We start from the raw sequence: 19,339 nt of genomic DNA, 5'->3' as shown, positions 1-19,339 counted from the left end.
CTTGTTTACATTTCTTTTTTATTCAGCAAATTGGCAACAAATGATGCTGCACCTGAAACCGTATTCTCAAGCTGATGCCCTACAGATAAAGAACAGTGAATATGCTGCCCTTTTTCTATGCAACCATAGAGTAATATACCATCAAATTCGGTACCGTCTTCATCAAAGATTCTTAACAAAGGTTTATACACACTTCCCCATTCTTTAATAAAATAAAGACCCCGTTCTTTTCGCCAATGCTGCCACGTGCTATCCGTGAGTAGGTTAGGCTCCAACATGATCTCGGAATCAGGTTGAAGCACAATCACAGGGCTATCCGCCTGAGTTACTCGCCAACGCATCGAAGGTGATCCAATGGTCAGCTTTGCAGGGGGTTGCCAGTTATCATCAGGACGATGGTACAAGGTGATTAAACGGCCACCATTTTCGACCCACGATTTGAGTGCCGGATAACGGCTGATTGAAGCAAAGGCACAACTGCCAATTAGCAGGACATCAAATCGATTTAATGTGTCCATCTTAAGATTATCTATTGGTTCTATTTCAAACCCCAATGAGGACAATTGACGTAAATAATTGTCTGTTGTCCCTAGGAAACACCCGATTTTTGATGAAGGTAATTCACAATCAACCGCTTCCACAACCACCCTTGTAGGAACCGAGAATCCCGTCTCTTGGATATGAGGGTATTGAATCGTCTGGAAGCTTGAACGCCAACATTCTGTATTATTTTTTGCTTCCACTGTAATTTCATATCGACCAGGTTCAGTACCTACTGGTGTGATTATCTTGAACTGGATGTCTTGATTCGTGGATTCCTTAACATCAAGGGTCATCTTTGAAGGCTCTGATTTCCAGCCTATCGGTAACGTAGGCGAGACATCAAGTGAATGAATGCGGCTATCAAGACAATTCAATTGCAATGAAATATCGAAATCGAGCCGTTTTTTAAGATTGAGATAACGGTTCGGCTCTACGCTAAGCAGGCTCACTTTTGGTCTAACAATCGTTGCTGGCATCGCTATCTTCTGCGTGACCTCTACACCCAGTATAAGAAAACTGATTTCGCCGTATAAGGATCCGTAATCACATGCATCAATAAATCGTTGTTGATAGGGGAAGAACATACGTTTAGGGGCTGTAAACTGACTGAGATGTGTAAGCGTTTCATCCCGAACAACAGAACCAATCTCATTCTCATAGATAAGCTCTCCAGATTGTTGAAACAGTCGCAGCGTTAAGTTTTTCACCGCATGCACGCCATTATTCAGCACTGAATATGTAAAGGGCACAAGTTGCTCACAACACATAAGGTCCGTTGTCATTTCAACACGAGACGTAAGATCGGCTAGGTTCGCCAATAAAGAGATTAACTGCGTTTTTTTTATCAACAGTTGCTCTTTCAAATAGGGATCAGTTGGAACCAAGTCCTCGACTATTTCAAGGGCGGTTATCACGTTGCATATCATCTGCTGTTGATCAGGATAATTACTCCTAATCTGCTCACACTGTTGAGCGAGTCTTGCTATTGCTTTCCCGCAAGGTTGCTCATGATACCGTTCTGCCCAAGCGTGCAAACTGAGCGGAACACCACCACCTAAGCAGTTATTTTTATTGGCTTCAAAGCAATTACTCACAATATGAAAGCGTGCTTTTTCGCCAATACTTGCATCTAATTCCAACCCCATCTGCTGTGTCTGATGGAATTGACGGCTTTCCTCCCCAAGCTGAAAACAACTCATTTTCCATTTTCTTAAGATAGAATCTGTCGGAAGGGTAAAGTCCATTGATGGTGGAGGGATTTGATCGTCGTAGCAGGTTCCTCCTCCCCCCCAAGCGGGAAGAAGTAACTGGTTTGCTTGCCAAATATCTAACCCTTGCGTTAGATGCTCTGGATAGGCTGTTTTTTCTGCGGCAAGGGTATACGCCTTAATCGTGGCCTCCGTAACCGCTCGATGGTGGCCATGCTGCCCTTCTACATCGAGAAATGTAGGGCAAATTACATTAGGTTTGATCGTTCTAATAGACCGCACTAACGATTCCAGTAATCTCTCTTCTCCCCAATGTTTGAGCGTGTCCGTTTTACTTTTTGAAAAACCGAAATCACGAATAGCGCCTTCAAGCTCAGTATTAAGCCAATAAAGCGCCATAGGGATGTTAGAGGCAGCCTGCTCCATCTCTCTCGTACGCAGAACACCAAGGGCCGTCTCTTTTTCCGACCCAATACTGTTTTGCCCACCCTCTCCCCGAACGGCACAACAGTAAACGACCCTAGCCCCAACCTCTCTCGCCAGATAAGCAAGAGCCGGAGAGGTTTCATCATCAGGGTGTGCGCCAGTCTGCATAAAAGTTAACGTTGCAGAGAGGGCATTCGTTTGTAACCACAGTGAATCGGGAGCAGTGAAGCCGACTTTATTTGAAATGGGTTTTTTCCGCTTATTACCTGTTAGATGCACAATCTCTCTCCAAACTATTCTTTTAAGTTGTTTTTTACATTGACGCCGTTTGATCACGTTCGTTTTGTGTCCCTACAATTCGCTTCTCTGTCACAACATCAAACAGATGCAAATGTCTTGTGTCAAAAGCTATTTTTATCGAATCGCCAGAACGAATGAACTGACGACCGTCTGCTATCGCTTTAATCTCGACAGCCGCGACTTCCGTAAAGACGGTGGTATCAGCACCCAAAGGTTCAACCACTGTAGCGTGTGCGCAATACACTTTTTCATGGTCATTTGCTTGCTCGTCAGCTTTAAGTACTCGAATATCTTCCGGACGGATGCCCAGCTTAATTTCGAGGTCTTTGTATTCATCTAGATCGTATTCCACGTGGAATGGAATACTTTCGCAATCAGGCAAGTCTACACACCAGTTTTCGGTGTCACGCTTAAGTGTGCCACTGAGGATATTCATCGGAGGATTCCCAATAAAGGTGGCAACAAATATGTTAGCTGGCGTGTGGTACACATCCATAGGAGTGCCAAGTTGCTGAATATCGCCTTCTTTAAGAATGACAATCCGATCGGCAAGCGTCATCGCTTCGACTTGATCATGGGTAACGTATATGGATGTCGTTTTCACCCTTTGGTGCAGTTTTTTTATCTCTACTCGCATGTTAGCGCGCAGTTTCGCATCGAGGTTCGACAAGGGTTCATCGAATAAAAACACTTCGGGATCTCGAACGATAGCTCGTCCCATAGAGATCCGTTGGCTTTGTCCCCCAGACAACTCTGATGGCTTTCTCTGGAGTAAATGAGTCACACCTAATATATCTGCAGCGTTAGCCACCCGCTTTTCGATCTCTTTTTTATCCATTTTTGCAGCACGCAAACCAAAAGACATATTGTCTTTAACGGTCAAGTGGGGATAAAGTGCATAGTTTTGAAAAACCATCGCAATGTTTCGATTTTTGGGTTCAACCTCGTTGGAATATTGATTCCCAATGTACAGCTCGCCATGCGTAATCTCTTCTAAACCAGCAATCATCCTAAGTAGAGTTGATTTACCGCATCCAGATGGGCCCACAAGAACAATAAACTCACGATCTTTTATCGATAAATCCAGAGTCTTGATGACCTCGGTTTTACCATATGATTTAGCGATATTTTTCAATAATACTTCGGCCATGACTATCCCCTCTGCTGTTTGGACGTTACATCATTCACAGCTTGCAAACGTACCTTTACCGCTTCCACACTGAACGTTCGAATCGATGCCCATTGACCACTTAGATGCTGTAACTCTTCCCTGTATCTCGACACCGCTTTCTTCATTGCTATTGGAGCAGGACCTCCGAATCCTTCTCGTACATTAATGAAATTTTTTGCCGAGGCATAAAAACGCAGCTCAGGTTCGGTCAATTGACTGGGCCGACCAATATGCTGCTCAAATAAGGAATAGAACACATCAACCGGAACCGTCTGCAAACTCAACTGATGTCTCACCACATAATTAGCGATATCCGCAACGACTTCATGTGCTTGCCTAAAGGACAGTGCTTCTTTGCGAACCAACGTATCGGCTAACTCAGTAATGGTTGCACAGCTCTTATCAAGGTGATCCATTACCCGGCCTTGGTTGATACTGACCGACCCGATAAAGGTGTTAAGTAATGACAACAAACGGTGGCTGTTATCAAAGGCTTGATATCCAACCTGTTGCGTTTCGCTTTCACTATCATTCATGTCCGTAAAGGGGGTGTTATGCATTGCGTTCACAATCGTATCGCAGAGACCAACGCCTTTAGAACAGATAAGACGCATATGTTCTATTGGGACAGGGTTTCGCTTTTGCGGCATTATAGAACTAATCTGTACCAGTGAATTCGGAACGTATAGGTGGCCGGTTTCAAAACTACTCCACTGAGCCATGTCTTGCACAAATCGACTGATATGGATAAACAGCAATTTCAGCGCACTGTAGACTGACGTAATGTAATCACAAGAAGAAATACAACCATAGGAATTTTGTAGAGGTTTAAGAAATCCCAACAACTCGGCCACACGGTCTCGAGACAGATTAAACCCGGACGTGGTAATCGCAGCAGCACCCATAGGAGAAAGATCGACAATCTCTAAGCTGTCAAAAAGGCGCTGTCTGTCTCTATGCATCACCTCAACAAAGGCGGCAAGATAATGGGCAAAGGTTGTCGGTTGGGCAGGCTGACCGTGCGTGTATGCTAAGACAATGGTTTCATAATTGAGCTCACACACATCGAGCAGTGTTGTCGTCAATTGTGTTAGGTCGCTATCCAACGTAAAAAGGCGTTGCTTGAGGTTGAGCTTAAACAACGTATGGTCAATATCGTTTCGGCTCCGACCAGTATGAAGTCGCCCGGCTAAATCAGCACCGAGCTTCTGCTTTAAACAATGCTCTATGAAGAAAAAGTAGTCTTCAAACTCACCCGTATACTCAAGCTCATCAAAATTGACCTCCTGCAAAATTTCATCCAACGCATTGAGAATATCACTACCGTCTTGAGGCGACAAAATCCCCTGTTCAACCAACATAATGCAGTGGGCTTGGTCAATCGCCAAGTGCCCTTGTTTAAAATGCTTTTTTGAGCCCTCAAAGAGAGGTGCCAACACCGTTTCTTTATAAACCGGAGATGGGAATACAGAATTATCTATCATGTTATTTATCCTTTAAGTCCAGCCATTACAACGCCACGGACGATATATTTCTGTAATAAGATGAATACCAAAAGCGTTGGTATCGTTGCGACACTTGCACCTGCCATAATCATTTCCCATTCCGTAATGAACTCACCAGAAAAAGAAGCTAAACCAACGGGTACGGTATAGAGACTAGGATCATTACTCACGATCATCGGCCATAGAAATGCGGTCCAATTTCCAAGAAAAGTAAATATTGCCAATGCAGATAAAGCGGGGCCCACCATCGGCATGGCAACCTTCCACCATATGGCAAACTCGCTAAGCCCATCAATTCGTGCCGCATGAATGTAATCATCCGGTACGGTTTCAAAAAACTGTTTCATTAGAAAGACACCGAAACCTGAAATCATTCCTGGAAACATGACGCCCCAGTAAGTATCTAACCAGCCGAAATTTTTGGACATGATGTACCAAGGAATGACGAGCATTTCCGTCGGGATCATCATGGTGGATAGAATGGCAACAAATATGATTTTCTTGCCTCTAAAATCAAATTTGCACAATGTGTAACCGATAAGCGAATCAAAAAACAGAACACTTACTGTTACCCCGATAGCCACAACAAATGAATTGAAAAACCATGTGAAGAATTCTGAATTATCAAAAAGGTATACATAATTCTCTAAGGTTGGCTCAGCAGGTATCAAGCTAAGGTTGTATACCTCTTCACCAACTTTTAGGGAGGTAGAAAACATAAATATCAATGGCACTATCATTCCTAGAGCACCGATAAATAAAATGGTCCATATGATTATATTTTTTATGTCTGGCATCGTTTTTATATTGGCCATTTATTTCTTCCTCATTAATGAAAATTGGATGAAGGTGATAAACAGTAAAATGACAAACAATACGACCGTTTGAGCGGCAGCATATCCCATCTCAAAATCAGCAAAAGCGGACTGATAGATATGCAGAACCAGAGGACGAGCGGAGTTAACTGGCCCCCCCTGACCATCGACGGTCATATTGAACACTTGATCGAAGATGCGAAGGAAACCAATAGTGCTCATCACCACAAGAAAAACGATAGTTGGCCAAAGATGAGGGATAGTAATCTCTTTCAATACCTGCCAGCGACCTGCCCCGTCTATTTTCGCCGCTTCTAAATAGCTTATCGGTACAGAACGGAGACCAGCCATAAAGATAAGGATCTGAAAACCTAGACCCGCCCAGATTGCAGGAAGGAGTATCGAAGGCAAAGCTTGAGTCGTGGACTGCAAGAATGGCATCTGGTGCAAACCCAGATCAATAAGAACGTTATTAAAGAAACCAATCGGCGCAGCCTGATAAAACCAACGCCAAACCCAGGCCATCGCAACGGCAGTTGTGAGAAAAGGAACAAAATAACACGCTCGAAGAAAGGTATGACCGAAGCGAATTTTATCTAGATTGTAGGCAATAGTGAAAGACAAGAGTAACGATATTGGCATTCCCAATATCAAGTATTCAAACGTATTAGAAAGGACGACCCAAAAAACAGGATCGGAAAAAAGCCTTTTGTAATTTTCTAAACCTACATACAGTTTATCGCCAACAATATTCCACTCTGTCAGTGAAATATAGAATGAATCGAACGTTGGGTAAAAACGAACAACAACAAAAAATAGTATTGGCACAGTAAGAAATAACCACGCCCAAATGGCCTTTTTTTGCTGAATAGTCAAGCCACGCCGCACTGGTGTTACGTTTTCTGCAACATTCATATTTACGTCTCCATAGAGTGAGTAGGTATAACGATACCTACTCATGATGGCGGATTACTTTTTGTCCAAGATCTTCTGTTCTTCAGCAGAGGCTTTCAAAAGCGCATCCTTCACTGAAACCCCTTGTAGCACCACACTATCAAAGGCATTAATTAAGGTTTGGCGCTGCGACGCCTCCGATTTGAACTTCGTCGTGTGAGCATAACCAAGCCCTTTAATAAATGGTCCATATTGCTCGTGGGTAACATTCTCTGGTCTTTCTGCTACCGCTCGACGTGCAGGCAATTCACCTACATTGTCCAACCAAAGTTGCATTGCATCTTCAGATGTTAAGAACGCGACAAATTTCTCAGCCGCATCACGGCTTTCTCCTTGCGCTTTCTTACTAACCGCATTTACCCAGTAAGAAGAAAAGTTTGATTTGATGCCATTATGGGAAGGCAATTCAGCAACACCCCACTCTAGACGACGCGCTTTATTGTAGGTAGAAAGTCGGAAAGACCCATCGATATGCATTGCTGCTCGACCCGCTTTAAACGCCGCTTGGCCTTCATCCATAAATCGAGGCGTAGTAACCTCATGTTTGGTTAAAAGATCCGTCATAAACGCAAAGGCTTTTTCACCGGCTTCATTGGTGTAGTTAGTCGTTTGATAATCGTTTAAATAAGGCACTCCACCCATCTGGCGAATCAAGACTTCTCGCCACCAATGGTGATCTTGCTCGGCTAGGTCCACAGTGAGACCAGCCGAAAGTAGGTTGTTATTTTCATCCCGCTTGGTAAGTTTTTTACTGTAGCTAACGAGCTCGTCTAATGTTCTTGGTGGCTCCGTTAGCCCGGCTTCTTTAAAGAGTTTTTTGTTCCAGAAAAGAGCAAGCGTTCTCACGGCAGTAGGTACCGCATAATACTGTCCATCGTATTTCATACCTTGGACAAAAGAGTAGAACTGCTCATCAATCTCTTTGCTGGATATATATTTTTCAGATAACGGTTGGATCAACCCAGAAGTATAGTAGTCCGGCACCCAACCATAATACAGTTGGAGTACGTCTGGTCCTTTATCTGCGGACATTGCAGCCGCCATTTTGGTACGATATTGGGCATACGGAAAAGTTACGTGTTTGACATTTATCTCTGGATTCTGCTTCTCAAATTTTTCGATTAGAGCATCCACAGTTTTAACGCGAGCATCGAACTTGTATTGCCAGTATTCGATATCAACAGCAAAACTACTTGTTGATAATGAAGCCAGCACAAGTGCTAAAAGGTGTTTTTTCATGTCCATAATCCTTTGTCACCGAATAGATTTATAGGGAGTCGTACAATTTATAACGTTACATCTCACCGTAAAGACTAAACCTTATTTCTAGCGTAAAGCGGAGCCTTCTCGATATGACCACGACAATACCAAGGAGGCGCAAAAATAAATGCAACGCGGATCACAAGTTGGTTGTTTTTTATACTATCGTGAAATTATGCGCCCATTGGGAACCCATGGCGGATGTGAAAATTGGCACCTATATTGAACTGACAATTCTCCTCGAACAGTCCTGAAAGGCTCTGTTTCTCTCGTTCCGTAGAGAAAAAGGGTCAAGTAGAAATGCTTTTAGAAATGTCGACATCGACGGCATTTAGCACCGAAATTTAAAACATAAATATCAAAAAGTTAAGACAGTTTTCATTGGAGAAGTGTGACCGCAGCTTGAGAAAGTCATATATCAACCCACTATTGTATAAAAAACAAACAATAACTGAGAAATATATGCAGATAGATGGGCATCATACATTAACGTACGTGGTTGCAAGATTCGCGGGTATGGAACACGAACAGGCTGAAAAACTGGCCTATTGCGCTCAATATGTTGACGAGGCGACAAACTCAGAACCGGTCAGGTTTAGTAATGGGGCGATGTTCAACCGTATTTCATCCGCCCACAAAATGCTTGATTACAGAAATGGCAACGAACTATCAAACCATTTGGCGTGGATCCCGTTCCATTTCTTACCCGGCAATCAAGGCAAAACAAGCGAATCCATTCCAGAAGGCGGGTTCATCCAAAGATTGGTATGCAAACCAGACAGCCCAGTCGCTCGAGATATGCTGCGCGCTGTCGCCAAATATCGCCAGAGCCCATTTGGCCTGCATATTTTGGGGATTGCCATGCATGTCTACGCGGACACCTTTGCACATTATGGCTTTGCCGGAGTCAGCCACGAAATCAATGAAGTGACCGAAATCAATTCCAATGATGACGGCAGTTTACTCGACAGAGTCAAGGACAGTATTTTGAACTGGGGGATTTCCTCCGTTTCTCCGTTAGGCCACGGCCCGGCACTATCCTTTCCCGATCGTCCGTACATAAAATGGGATTATAAAACCGGAAGTGGCGATCGGGTTGTGAGAGATAATACGGTCGATTTTCTAAAGGCATCTAACCAGATGTACAAAGTCATCAGGTGCTATCTTGAAGATGACGGAACCATGGATTTAGATAACCAGAATGATATGCCAGAAGAAAAATCAGCCCTGATCAAAAAGGCATTATCAGAATTTAGAGACGACGAAGGTGAGGTTAGACACAAACACTGGCTTGAATGGATTTCAGAAGGTAGATTTGGATTTGACGCTGTTAAACTGGAGTTTATCGTCAGCGGTAAAGGGAGTTGGAAAGAGATAGCAAGAGGCAAAGCTGTTGCCTCTCCGTTATCGAACGACCTCATTACTTATCGTTATAACGAAAGCTTTCTCAATTCAGATTGGAAACACTTCCATGATGCACTCAAATCTTACAGGCTGGATATCATAAGAGATGTGCTTCCAAAATATGGTATTTGTGTGGCTTAGACAATCTACGGCCATTCAGTTATTAGATTGACGTCCTTTAATCGAAAAAACGCCCCTTACCTATTGATTCAAGTAAGAGGCGTTTGAAACACATTAACCCAGAACCGCTACTGAGCCATCTTTTCGGTCGGCTTCCAGCGTGCAAGGCCGATAGGGAGTTTTATACCTTGTGAAGACAACAGATTGACCCGAGCTAAATAAGCGGCGCCATGCATCAAATGCATCGCTAGATCCACTGCACGACGATCTTGGTAGTTATCGAGATAGCTGCCTTTTGCCCACGCATTAAATGCCCCTAAAGCAGGACCCGCCCATATCTGGTAGTCCATTTCTCGGCCAACTTCACCGGTATTAGACCAACGACTTGAAAGACCAAGATACCAACGGAAAATCAACGCCATTTTACGTTTCGGGTTCCCTTCAGCACGAGCAATTTGCTTTGGGTCTCTCTCGTTAAAGTGCTCCACTGTTCCCGCCCAAATATCATCAAGCGTTGAACGGAAAACTTGAGTTTCTAGTTTATGACGCTCATCTGCTGGAATCGCTTCGATAGAATCGTAACGGGTGTATATTTCATACAACTTATTTGCTCGCATCGGGAACAACGTACCACGTTTAACAACCTGTAACTTTACGCCCATTTCGAACATATCCGCTGCCGGAGCCATCGTAACATCGGCCATCTCGGTCGTCGCAAGGAGTTTACGAGTATGCTCACTCGCACCTGCTTCGATACAAGCTTGATTGATCGAACCCGTTACAATGTACGCGGCACCGATGTTAAAGGCGGCTAGCGCAGCATCAGGGGTACCGATACCACCACCAGAACCAACACGCAGTGGCGTTTTAAATTGGTATTTCGCTTGAATCTCGTCTTTCAATGCCAGTAGGGTCGGTAACAGAGTAACCAGAGGACGATTATCAGTATGTCCGCCAGAATCTGATTCCGCCGTAATATCATCGGCCATTGGCACATGCTGAGCCAACTCCATTTGCTCGGCGGTAATTCGGCCCTCGTTTACTAAGCCTTGAAGCATTTTTACCGGAGCTGGCGCCATAAACTTACGTGCGACTTCCGTGCGACTCACCTTTGCGATGACTTTGTTCGCAATGTGGATCTCGCCTTTTTCGTCACGGCTAAGTCCTGCGGCACGGTATTGAACAATCTGTGGTGTCAAACCTAAAAATGCGGAGGCCTCAACGGTACGGACTTTATGCTTTAAGAACAGTTCTACGCTACCGCGCTCAAGCGCTGGTTCGCTAGGACTATGTATTAGATTAAACGCATAGGGGCCATTTGGTAAGGCGGTTTGAATACGGTGTATCGCTTGTTCTACCCTTGATGGGATAAGGCCCGCCGCACCGAATGAACACAGTATACCCGCCTGACCCAATGCAATAACCAACTCTTCTGACGAGATACCATTCGCCATTGCACCTGCATAATAGGCGTACTTCACGCCATGTACTCGACAAAACTCACTGTCACCAAGGCTTTGCGTGCCAAGCGCCGGCGCAAACGCACTGACCGGATGAGCACTGTCGGAAATGGCGTCTTCTCCAGACACAATATCAGCACTCTGACTGATTCCCAGCCCTTTTTCTGGATGATTCACCAGAAAACAGCCCACACTAAGATCTTTCAATACCTGCGCCATTGTATCAATGGAGAAATGGATTTTGCTTTCTTCAATCTGCCACGGCCACGGTGACAATTTTTTATTTTTTAATGTCGCTTGATGAGTCGTCATAGTCTTTCTTTACCCTTTTCTCACGCTTCTTCAATACAGATAGCGATGTCAGATAGTTCGTATATACGCAGACCATCTTTGCTTAAGTTTGCATCACCGATAATGACCGTTTTACCGTCTCTCTCTTCGATAGCGGTAATATGTACATCCAGTGACATCTGTTTATTCAACGGGTTAATTTGACCGCGATATTTCCATTTTACTTCAGACTCAATCTGACCAAATTTTGGTGAATGGAAACCCGCGCCTAAATCTTTGTTAATCGCGTAGGTTTGCATCAGCTCAATAATGGCTTCAACACCAAGCGAACCAGGCATAACCGGATCTTGATGGAAGTGGAACTGGAAGAACCAATCACTCGGGTCAATCGTACGTTCGGCATGCAAATAGCCGAGGCCAGCTTTACCACCATCACTAGTGATGTCGACTTTATCAATAAAGTTCAGTCGGCCACCGGCGAGCTTATAATGGGGCTGCAACTCACCACTTGCAGAGAGTGGCGCGTTAAAGTAGCGACTCGCTTTATCGAGCAAGTCAATACTCACATCCGGCGTGCGATTGTTATCCACGTGCCATGGTTGTTTCACCTGCCCGTTATCCAGACCAAGTTGATCCTTTAGCGCATCCCCTTTGAAGTAACCAAATACCGCGGTGCCTTCATAGAAAGGAATGCCGTCGGTGCTTAATTCAAAGCTGAAGCTCTGGATGATATTGGTGCCCATCATGACCGTTGAAAGTAGACGAGAATCATTGACGATAGTCTTACCACGCAGATCAACATTTCTTAACATCTTGCCGCTTCCATCTAGGTTGCGGAAAAAGAGTTCCAAACCAGGGAAGCCTAACGTTGTACCCATATAGCCTGAAATAAATCCATTTGGTTGCAACGAGATTTCCATCAGCACTGAATATGGCATCAAACTGCTGTGGCTATTTTCGTCAAAATACCATGCGTTTTGCGGCACTTCGTATTCCGCAATACAAGACGAAGGTGTCTTAAAGTCGCCACGCGTACCATTAACCTCGATCACTCGGGTAGTCAATTGCAAATCACCGCAAGGGGTACGCGGCGGGATCATACCGCGATAGATGGAGAAATCTGGACCAAAGCACTTTTCGATATCGCCCGTTGCGAATTCAAACATATGGTACGGAGTAAATGGCACGGTATCGGGTGTGCGATTGGCGTAATCCGGTGTCATTGGTGCTTCAACATGCTGAAGCGGAATCACGCCTTTGTTCTGAGCCGTTTTTAGATCGGGAACCTGAGCCATCAAAGGCGCATTAGCCGAGGCTTGCTTTTGAACCGAAGATACCTGAGTTACTGGCGCAACAGGCTTAGGGTTAACGTTCAGCTCGGTGGCGTCGGCCAGCGTTGCTTGCGAGCGTTGATCGTAGCGAGTGCATTCTGCTTCTTCTTTGATCATCACACCCAAGTTTTTAAAATCGACGACGATTTTGCCATCGAGCAGGATATCAATATTCGCTTTCGCATAAGGGCGAGGTGTTAACCCTATTTCCGTCACTTCCATTCGATAAGTCAGTACAGCAGATTGCGGTAATACCTGACCACGACAACGGACCTGCTGAGAGGCATTTTCCAACGGCTGAAAACGCCCATTTTCTACCTGAGTATGAAGACCCAAATGCATCATATAGAACTGAAGCAATTGACCACAGCCTTCCGCCATCAATGATCCAGCCATCACCGAGTCATCTTTAAAGTGGCAAGGAAAGTACCAATGATCAGGCTCAAGCTGTTTGTGACCTTCAATAAGACCAAGTCCCCACGCGCCACCTTGAGGTTCAACACGGCTGACTTGTTCAATCATCATGAATTTTTCTGAACTGAAACACAGTGAAGGTTGAACACGATTGGACTGATGACTGTCTCCAAAACATCCCGCAATATCCCCATCGAGTAACGGGTACAGAGCTTGATAATCAAATTGGGTTTTCGGACAATGCAACAACGGATTGAAACGCTGTTTAACCACAAGATTTTTTGACTTTATTTCTTCTTCCGTATGGATAACGCCTTTACCATCCGCAAGCTCTTCATCAGTAAAGAAGCCTGCACAACCATTATCCATTTTCAGAATTATCTTATCGCCGACAAAACATTCATAAGAGAAGAAAAACAGTAGCGTATCGCCATTTCGGGCAAAGTGATTGATGGAGATGTCGTAACGGAGGGTGTCTCCCCCACGAGGTAAATCACCCAAGAAAGTCAGAGTACAATCTAGCAAGCGGTAGACCCGCTCACCTTTGTTTTCAAAATCAATACCTAAATAACTGATCAACATCAAATCACATTGACCTGATTCTACTGCCACAGCCCAAGGGATTTGTCCGTCAACCAGATAAGGGGCATTAACCGGAATATCGTATTCAGTCGTCATGCTGCTTGGCTTATATTCAAGCATGGTTGCATCAAGCTTCGTGACTCGAGATACCAATAAATAGTCTGTCGTAGGCAATCTTACACGACGAGAATAGCTGTCGATAATAGCGTAATCCGCTCCAAATACCTTCGCAATATCGCCTTCCGCATACTCCACTAAGTCATCATAATCCCAAATGCATGGTTTACGAATAGGCTTGTTGATAACGGGCTCTGGCATCAACGCGGAACGCGACGACGACACGGCCTTTTGAGATATTACGGACACCGCAGGTTGCTGGTTTAACCCAGAAATTGGTTCCGCCTGTACCTGAGAAGTCACCGCCTGTAACTGCGCTTTCATTAACGCATCAGCCATCTTCAAGCCCTGCTCTCGGCTTTGAAGGAATGCTTGATGAACCTGCTGAGCACGTTGTTGATTTTTTATGAACGAAGATGAGTTCTGATCTGTCATATTACTTTGAATACCTGTAATCGAAGTCTGGTGTGATGGTGCCAACGTCTGGGATAAGAGTGGACTTACGGGGACGGATACTTCCGGCGACTTGGTCGCTTGCGAACGCGTTATTTGCAATGGGTCTATCAACGAACTCGCGACGGAATGCTTCGTTGCTTGTTGTCTAGCTACGCGCGGCTTTGCATGGGTACTTTTTTGTCGAATTGCGGATAATTCAGAAAAATCCGAACTCACAACATGCTGATAAATATCACGGCCACCAAGGGTGACTTGTTTAATCAACTGACGCTTAGAATCGGTCGGAAGGTCGTTATTCAGACGAAGAGCCAACGATTGTGTTTCGGCAACCGATTGACAAAGTAACAGCTGAGAGCATTGATTTTCACTAATATTCGTGACCATTGCGGCTTTATCATTCGAGTCCACTCGTGTCTGATTTAGGCTGAGTAACCCGTGTAGAATACTCGCCATACCTGATGCTGAATTACAATGACCTAAGCGCTGACTGGCTTGAGTTCTTGTCGCATTCACCAACGGTAATTGCACTGGTTCGTTGCTTTCTGGTGCCTGGTTTATTTCGAGTATACCCACGCTTTTTTCGAGCATCTTCGATTGACTTAATAGACGCTCCGTTAGCTTATTACTGTGTGTCATGGCGCTAAAACCAAGGGCTCTGATTTCTGCATAACTGTTGCTTGGTTGATTTTGTGTGTCAGCAAGAACGTGCTTATCAACCAAGACAATGGCACCCGCACCTTCACCTACTTTCCAACCATTATCCTGTGCCGTCGCGGCCACGGGAGTGACGCGATTTTTCAGAATAACTTGTTCAACACTACCACTTAGATCAACCGCAGCAATCACCACGGCATCCAACGAATCTTGTGACATTAGGTTTTGAGCTACGTCGATACAGCGCGCTACCGATTGTTCTGCGGCGGAAATCGTAAAGGCCGGACCATTAAAGTCCCATAACGACGCAATACGCGACGCCATGATATTGCCGATGAAACTGGTGTACTGGTTCAGTTTTGCGGCATCGAGCACGCTGTCCATTGCAATCGCTTCTAGTGCAAGATACTCACTGTCACTCAACGCTATGCCCATGTTGTTCAGGCTATCGGAAAGTTGAGTGTGCAGGTTAACTCGCCCACGGAATTGATGCATCTCCAGTTCGGTTTCCATGGCAACTAAAACCGCCACTTTTTGTCCGGCCTCCAACTTCGCATCACGGATCGCCTCATCTGCCACCTTCATCAATAAAAGCTGTTGCGATATCAGTCGGTCATCTTCATTTGGCGGTACTTTGAAGCGCAGAAAGTCAAAATCGAACTGGTCGATATAGGCACCTTGCGGTACGGTATGTAGTCCAAACTGACTCAGTAGTTCAGGATGTTGATCCAGCCCTTTCCAACGTTTTTTTGGTAGCGAAACAAAGGCATCCGCACCGGTTTGGATAGCGGAATTTAAGGCACCTATCGTTTTTAGCGAACCAAAATGCGAGGCTAAACCCGTCACCTTCAACTGAGGTATTTGCGTTTTATCTTTTCCAGTCTTAGAGGCAATCTTATCAGATTGACCTTTCCATTCTTCGAGTAAGAGATGCGCGTTACTGCCACCAAAACCAAATACAGAAACGCCCGCACAGCGTTGACGGTTGCCTTTCTTATCAGGCCAAGGTTGCACCTGATTCGGCAGCACATGGGCACCAAATAGACCATCAGGGGAAGAGAGCGGCGTAACAAGATTGATACTCGGTGGAAGTTGGCCTTCTTTCATTGCGAAGATCATCTTCATAATACCCGGCATACCCGCCGCCGTGAGTAAATGACCTAAGTTGGATTTAGCAGATCCGATAAGTGGTGCTTCGCTTCCCTTCAGTTTATCTGCAAAAAAACGTTCCATTGAGGTCAATTCAACTTTATCCCCAAGTGGCGTTCCAGTTGCATGGCATTCAATCACTTCGATACTTTCCGGCGAAAGGTCACTGGCTTCATAAGCTCGTTCAAAAGCTTGAACTTGCCCTTTGCTATTTGGGCTCAGTACAAATTGCCCACGGCCATCATTTGATAAACCAGTGCCACTCACAACCGCATAAATTTGGTCACCATCACGCTCTGCATCTTCAAGCCGCTTAAGGACTAATACCCCTGCTCCTTCACCAGCAAATAAACCTTTACTATTGGTATCAAAAGGCACCGATACACCGTGATCCGGGTAGGCATGGAAGATTGAAAAACCCATATTAATAAAGAATGGGTCCGCGCCTGACACGGCACCGGCCAACATCATGTCAGCTTTGCCAGTATTGAGATAATCACAGGCTAGTTTTAGTGAGTAAACCGAGCTTGCACAGGCAGCATCAAGGCTTAACTGAACGCTTCCTAACCCTAGGGCGTCAGCAACTAATTTGGAGGCATTATGTGCAGCAATACCATTGGCTGGGTTTAGTTTTCGGTCTGACTCATTCGAAGGGCTTAATAAAAAATCTGGGTTGGCCAACGTTGCCTGCAAGGCTTTCTCTACCGCAGAATGATAAAGCGGCAAAAATAAGTCATTAGAACGCGTAGTAGGAAACGACAGCGCCCCCATAATTACACCCGTTCGCTCGAGGAGTTGAGAATCCGAGGCGATGCCTGCATCCAATAATGCTTTACGGCTGGTATCTATAGCCCATAAAAAGCTGTCATCTAAACCTTCAAATTTTTCTACTGGCAGGTGATATCCGCTCGCATCAAAAGTGAAGTTCTCAATGTACCCCCCTTTATCGCAATAAAAACGGTCGGATTCCCCTTGCTGACCTTGATAGGCCTCGGGATCTGCACCCAGTTTTTCGGCACGTAACGTGGTACGAGAATCTTTTTTTTCTAGCAGGTTTTGCCAAAACGTCTTTGGCGTATCCGCGTCCGGGTAAAGGTTAGCTAAACCGACGATAGCTATCTTAGCTTGACGGTGAGAACTCATGCTGGTTCTCCTTCTAAAGTTGTTTCTGAGGTTGCTCGAACCTGCTCAAGCCCTTTCAACAAAGGGTCGAGTGACAATGGAATTTGGTGACTCACTAACTGTCCAATACACTTAAGTAAGGTGAGTATGTCTTCGCCACCTTTTGCATTCGTCGCAACAGTACCGTGTTCATTGGTCACGTTATCTACTCGATTAATCTTATCTATCAGGGTGCACGTTTGGCGATCAGCGCCTACCTCGACAAATAAACGAGCTCCGTGCCCACGAGCATTTTGTACTAATGCAGTGAAATTGAGCATCGAGCAATATGTATCGGCGATCGAATCGGCGATACTCTGGCTATCCATATTGATAGGCTGGTCCTGATTTTGCGGCAGCAAGCTTGCTGCGCTGATAAAACGAATGTGTTTCGGTAATTCATCACATAGTGGTTGACGATAGAACGCCGTCACTTGCTTATGCTGGCTTAATGCTGGCGGCGTATGCATCGCGGTGACTCTGTTGGCTGCGATACCACGTTTACCGAGTTTTTTAAGTAAGCGACGGCACGCCTGCTCACAGCCTGCAATGACGCAAGTATCCCCTTGAATTATCGCCAAATAGACATGTGGAAATTCTGGTAACAGCAATTCAATTGAGGCGGCATCGCTACGCACAACAAAGCTGTTCCAGATAATCTCTTCATTACCGCTTAAACGCCACGCCTCACGAACCGCGGTTAATTCACCAGAAATTGCACTCGTAAATATTGGGCTCGTTTTGGTCATTTCTATCAGGGCGTGTGGGTTTTTCCATACACCTAGACTCGCCCACATTGATGCCTCTCCTTTGGAGTAACCCAAAGCAAAATCAGGTCGAATGGCGAATTCATTGCACAACAGTTGAGTCAACAGATAACTGCTACCTACACCAGCAATCGCCAACTCACTTAAACTCATCTCTGTCGGATTGTTGCCGTATATTTTGTCACTTTGCAGTATCTCTTTTAGGTTACCTTCACGCTCTAAACGAGAATAAAGTTCGGGAAAATACTGATAGAAATCGCGCAACATTCCGGGATAAACCGTCCCAACACCGGGGTATACAAACGTCACGCCGCCTTTGCTGTTTGGTGACGATGAGAAACAACTTCCGGCGGGTGTCTTATAATGGCTCTTATCCGCCATTAATTTTGGTAGTGCATCGCCTATCGCCTTGATCTCTTGCAACAATGTCCTTACCGACGTGGCTTGCAGTACAATGGTCAGTTCCGCTGGTGAGCGCGAGACTCCAACCTGAAACTGTTTAAGGTTTTCAATCATCAAATCTATCAGGTAATCCGAGCGAGTAGAATCTGCGTTCAACTGCCCGCTCAATCGCGTTAAATAACTCGACAACTCCATTTCATTTTTCCCGGTCACGATGAAGAAGAGTCGTGACGACGACAATAATGAACGAGCCATTTTTAGCCCGGTGGCCTGAGTTAAGACTAAGCTACTTGAGCTCGATTCAGACTCAAAAGTAACACTGGTCACTCGCGCTTTATGCGGCTCAGTGAACCAATAGTTGTGTGTACTGGTATCAGCAGAATCAGAGCCAATATCTCGACCAGCAATCGCTTCAACCATGCTATGCAACGCCATAAACTTCTGCTTTGCCGTCGAGGAACGAAACGTTTGTTGGTTACTTAAATCCGCTTGCTGACGGCGGGCTTGTGCCAACGCGCCTTTCACACACTCAGTAGTTGTACCAACGGCACCCACATTAAAAGCGCACAGATAGGCGTGAGGATGTATTTTATTCTGGGCCGCCATAAGTCCCGACAGCATCAGCAATACTGGCTGACCATCGTTTGCCTTAGAGAACGCAGCATTAGGCTCAGCAGGAATCGAGAGTTTTACTAGGCGCCCTTGAGTAACGAGTTGAATCGCTTTTTGTAAGGAAGCTTCAAAGTCATCCATCAGTAACACGGTTTCAATTGGCGGTAGTTTATCGCCAGATAACGACAGGATCTCAGCTGATTGCGTTAAGATAGCGATGCGCAATGGCATCGCTTC

At 45.1% G+C, this 19,339-nt stretch carries 10 protein-coding genes; 1 reads left to right on the top strand and 9 read right to left on the bottom strand.

All coding sequences use genetic code 11. The features are described from left to right. Positions 1–5 precede the first annotated feature (5 nt). The 6 genes from IUZ65_RS07390 to IUZ65_RS07365 are packed head-to-tail and all read right to left on the bottom strand — an operon-like array spanning position 6 to position 8,161. A complete protein-coding gene (locus tag IUZ65_RS07390) occupies positions 6–2,456 on the bottom strand; it encodes a PIG-L family deacetylase (protein WP_195703127.1) in 2,451 nt (816 codons plus the stop codon). Between the two features lie 34 nt (positions 2,457–2,490). Further along, positions 2,491–3,627: an ABC transporter ATP-binding protein gene (locus IUZ65_RS07385; protein ID WP_195703126.1), complete on the bottom strand. Its 1,137-nt coding sequence runs from the start codon at positions 3,625–3,627 to the stop codon at positions 2,491–2,493. A 2-nt stretch (positions 3,628–3,629) separates the two neighbouring features. Next, positions 3,630–5,132, bottom strand: coding sequence for an argininosuccinate lyase (argH, locus tag IUZ65_RS07380; RefSeq protein ID WP_195703125.1), 1,503 nt, complete (start codon positions 5,130–5,132; stop codon positions 3,630–3,632). Between the two features lie 5 nt (positions 5,133–5,137). Then, positions 5,138–5,968 carry a carbohydrate ABC transporter permease gene (locus tag IUZ65_RS07375; RefSeq protein WP_195703124.1) on the bottom strand — a complete coding sequence of 277 codons (831 nt, stop codon included), beginning with the start codon at positions 5,966–5,968 and terminating at the stop codon, positions 5,138–5,140. Beyond that, positions 5,969–6,883 (bottom strand): carbohydrate ABC transporter permease, encoded by a 915-nt coding sequence (locus IUZ65_RS07370; RefSeq protein WP_195703123.1) that lies wholly within the window; start codon positions 6,881–6,883, stop codon positions 5,969–5,971. Between the two features lie 54 nt (positions 6,884–6,937). After that, positions 6,938–8,161 (bottom strand): extracellular solute-binding protein, encoded by a 1,224-nt coding sequence (locus IUZ65_RS07365; RefSeq protein WP_195703122.1) that lies wholly within the window; start codon positions 8,159–8,161, stop codon positions 6,938–6,940. 483 nt (positions 8,162–8,644) lie between these two features. On the opposite strand from IUZ65_RS07365, the gene IUZ65_RS07360 reads away from it, so the two are divergent. Beyond that, entirely contained in the window at positions 8,645–9,727 is a 1,083-nt protein-coding gene (locus IUZ65_RS07360) for a DUF6765 family protein (RefSeq protein ID WP_195703121.1), read from the top strand. Between the two features lie 107 nt (positions 9,728–9,834). Here the strand turns inward: IUZ65_RS07360 and pfaD are convergent, their stop codons facing one another. From pfaD to IUZ65_RS07345, 3 genes are read right to left on the bottom strand one after another with little or no spacing between them, the layout of a single operon-like run. Continuing rightward, on the bottom strand, positions 9,835–11,478 hold the full coding sequence (gene pfaD / locus IUZ65_RS07355; RefSeq protein ID WP_195703120.1) for an eicosapentaenoate synthase subunit PfaD: 1,644 nt from the start codon (positions 11,476–11,478) through the stop codon (positions 9,835–9,837). A 20-nt stretch (positions 11,479–11,498) separates the two neighbouring features. Beyond that, positions 11,499–17,303, bottom strand: a complete 5,805-nt coding sequence (locus IUZ65_RS07350) for a hotdog fold thioesterase (RefSeq protein WP_195703119.1) — start codon at positions 17,301–17,303, stop codon at positions 11,499–11,501. After that, complete coding sequence (locus IUZ65_RS07345) at positions 17,300–19,333, bottom strand: PfaB family protein (protein ID WP_195705033.1); 2,034 nt, start codon at positions 19,331–19,333, stop codon at positions 17,300–17,302. Before IUZ65_RS07345 ends, IUZ65_RS07350 begins: the two co-directional genes overlap by 4 nt. Positions 19,334–19,339 lie beyond the last annotated feature (6 nt).

It is taken from the genome of Vibrio sp. VB16, assembly GCF_015594925.2.
Taxonomy (GTDB): Bacteria; Pseudomonadota; Gammaproteobacteria; order Enterobacterales; family Vibrionaceae; genus Vibrio.
This window is presented reverse-complemented; position numbering and strand designations above follow the sequence as displayed.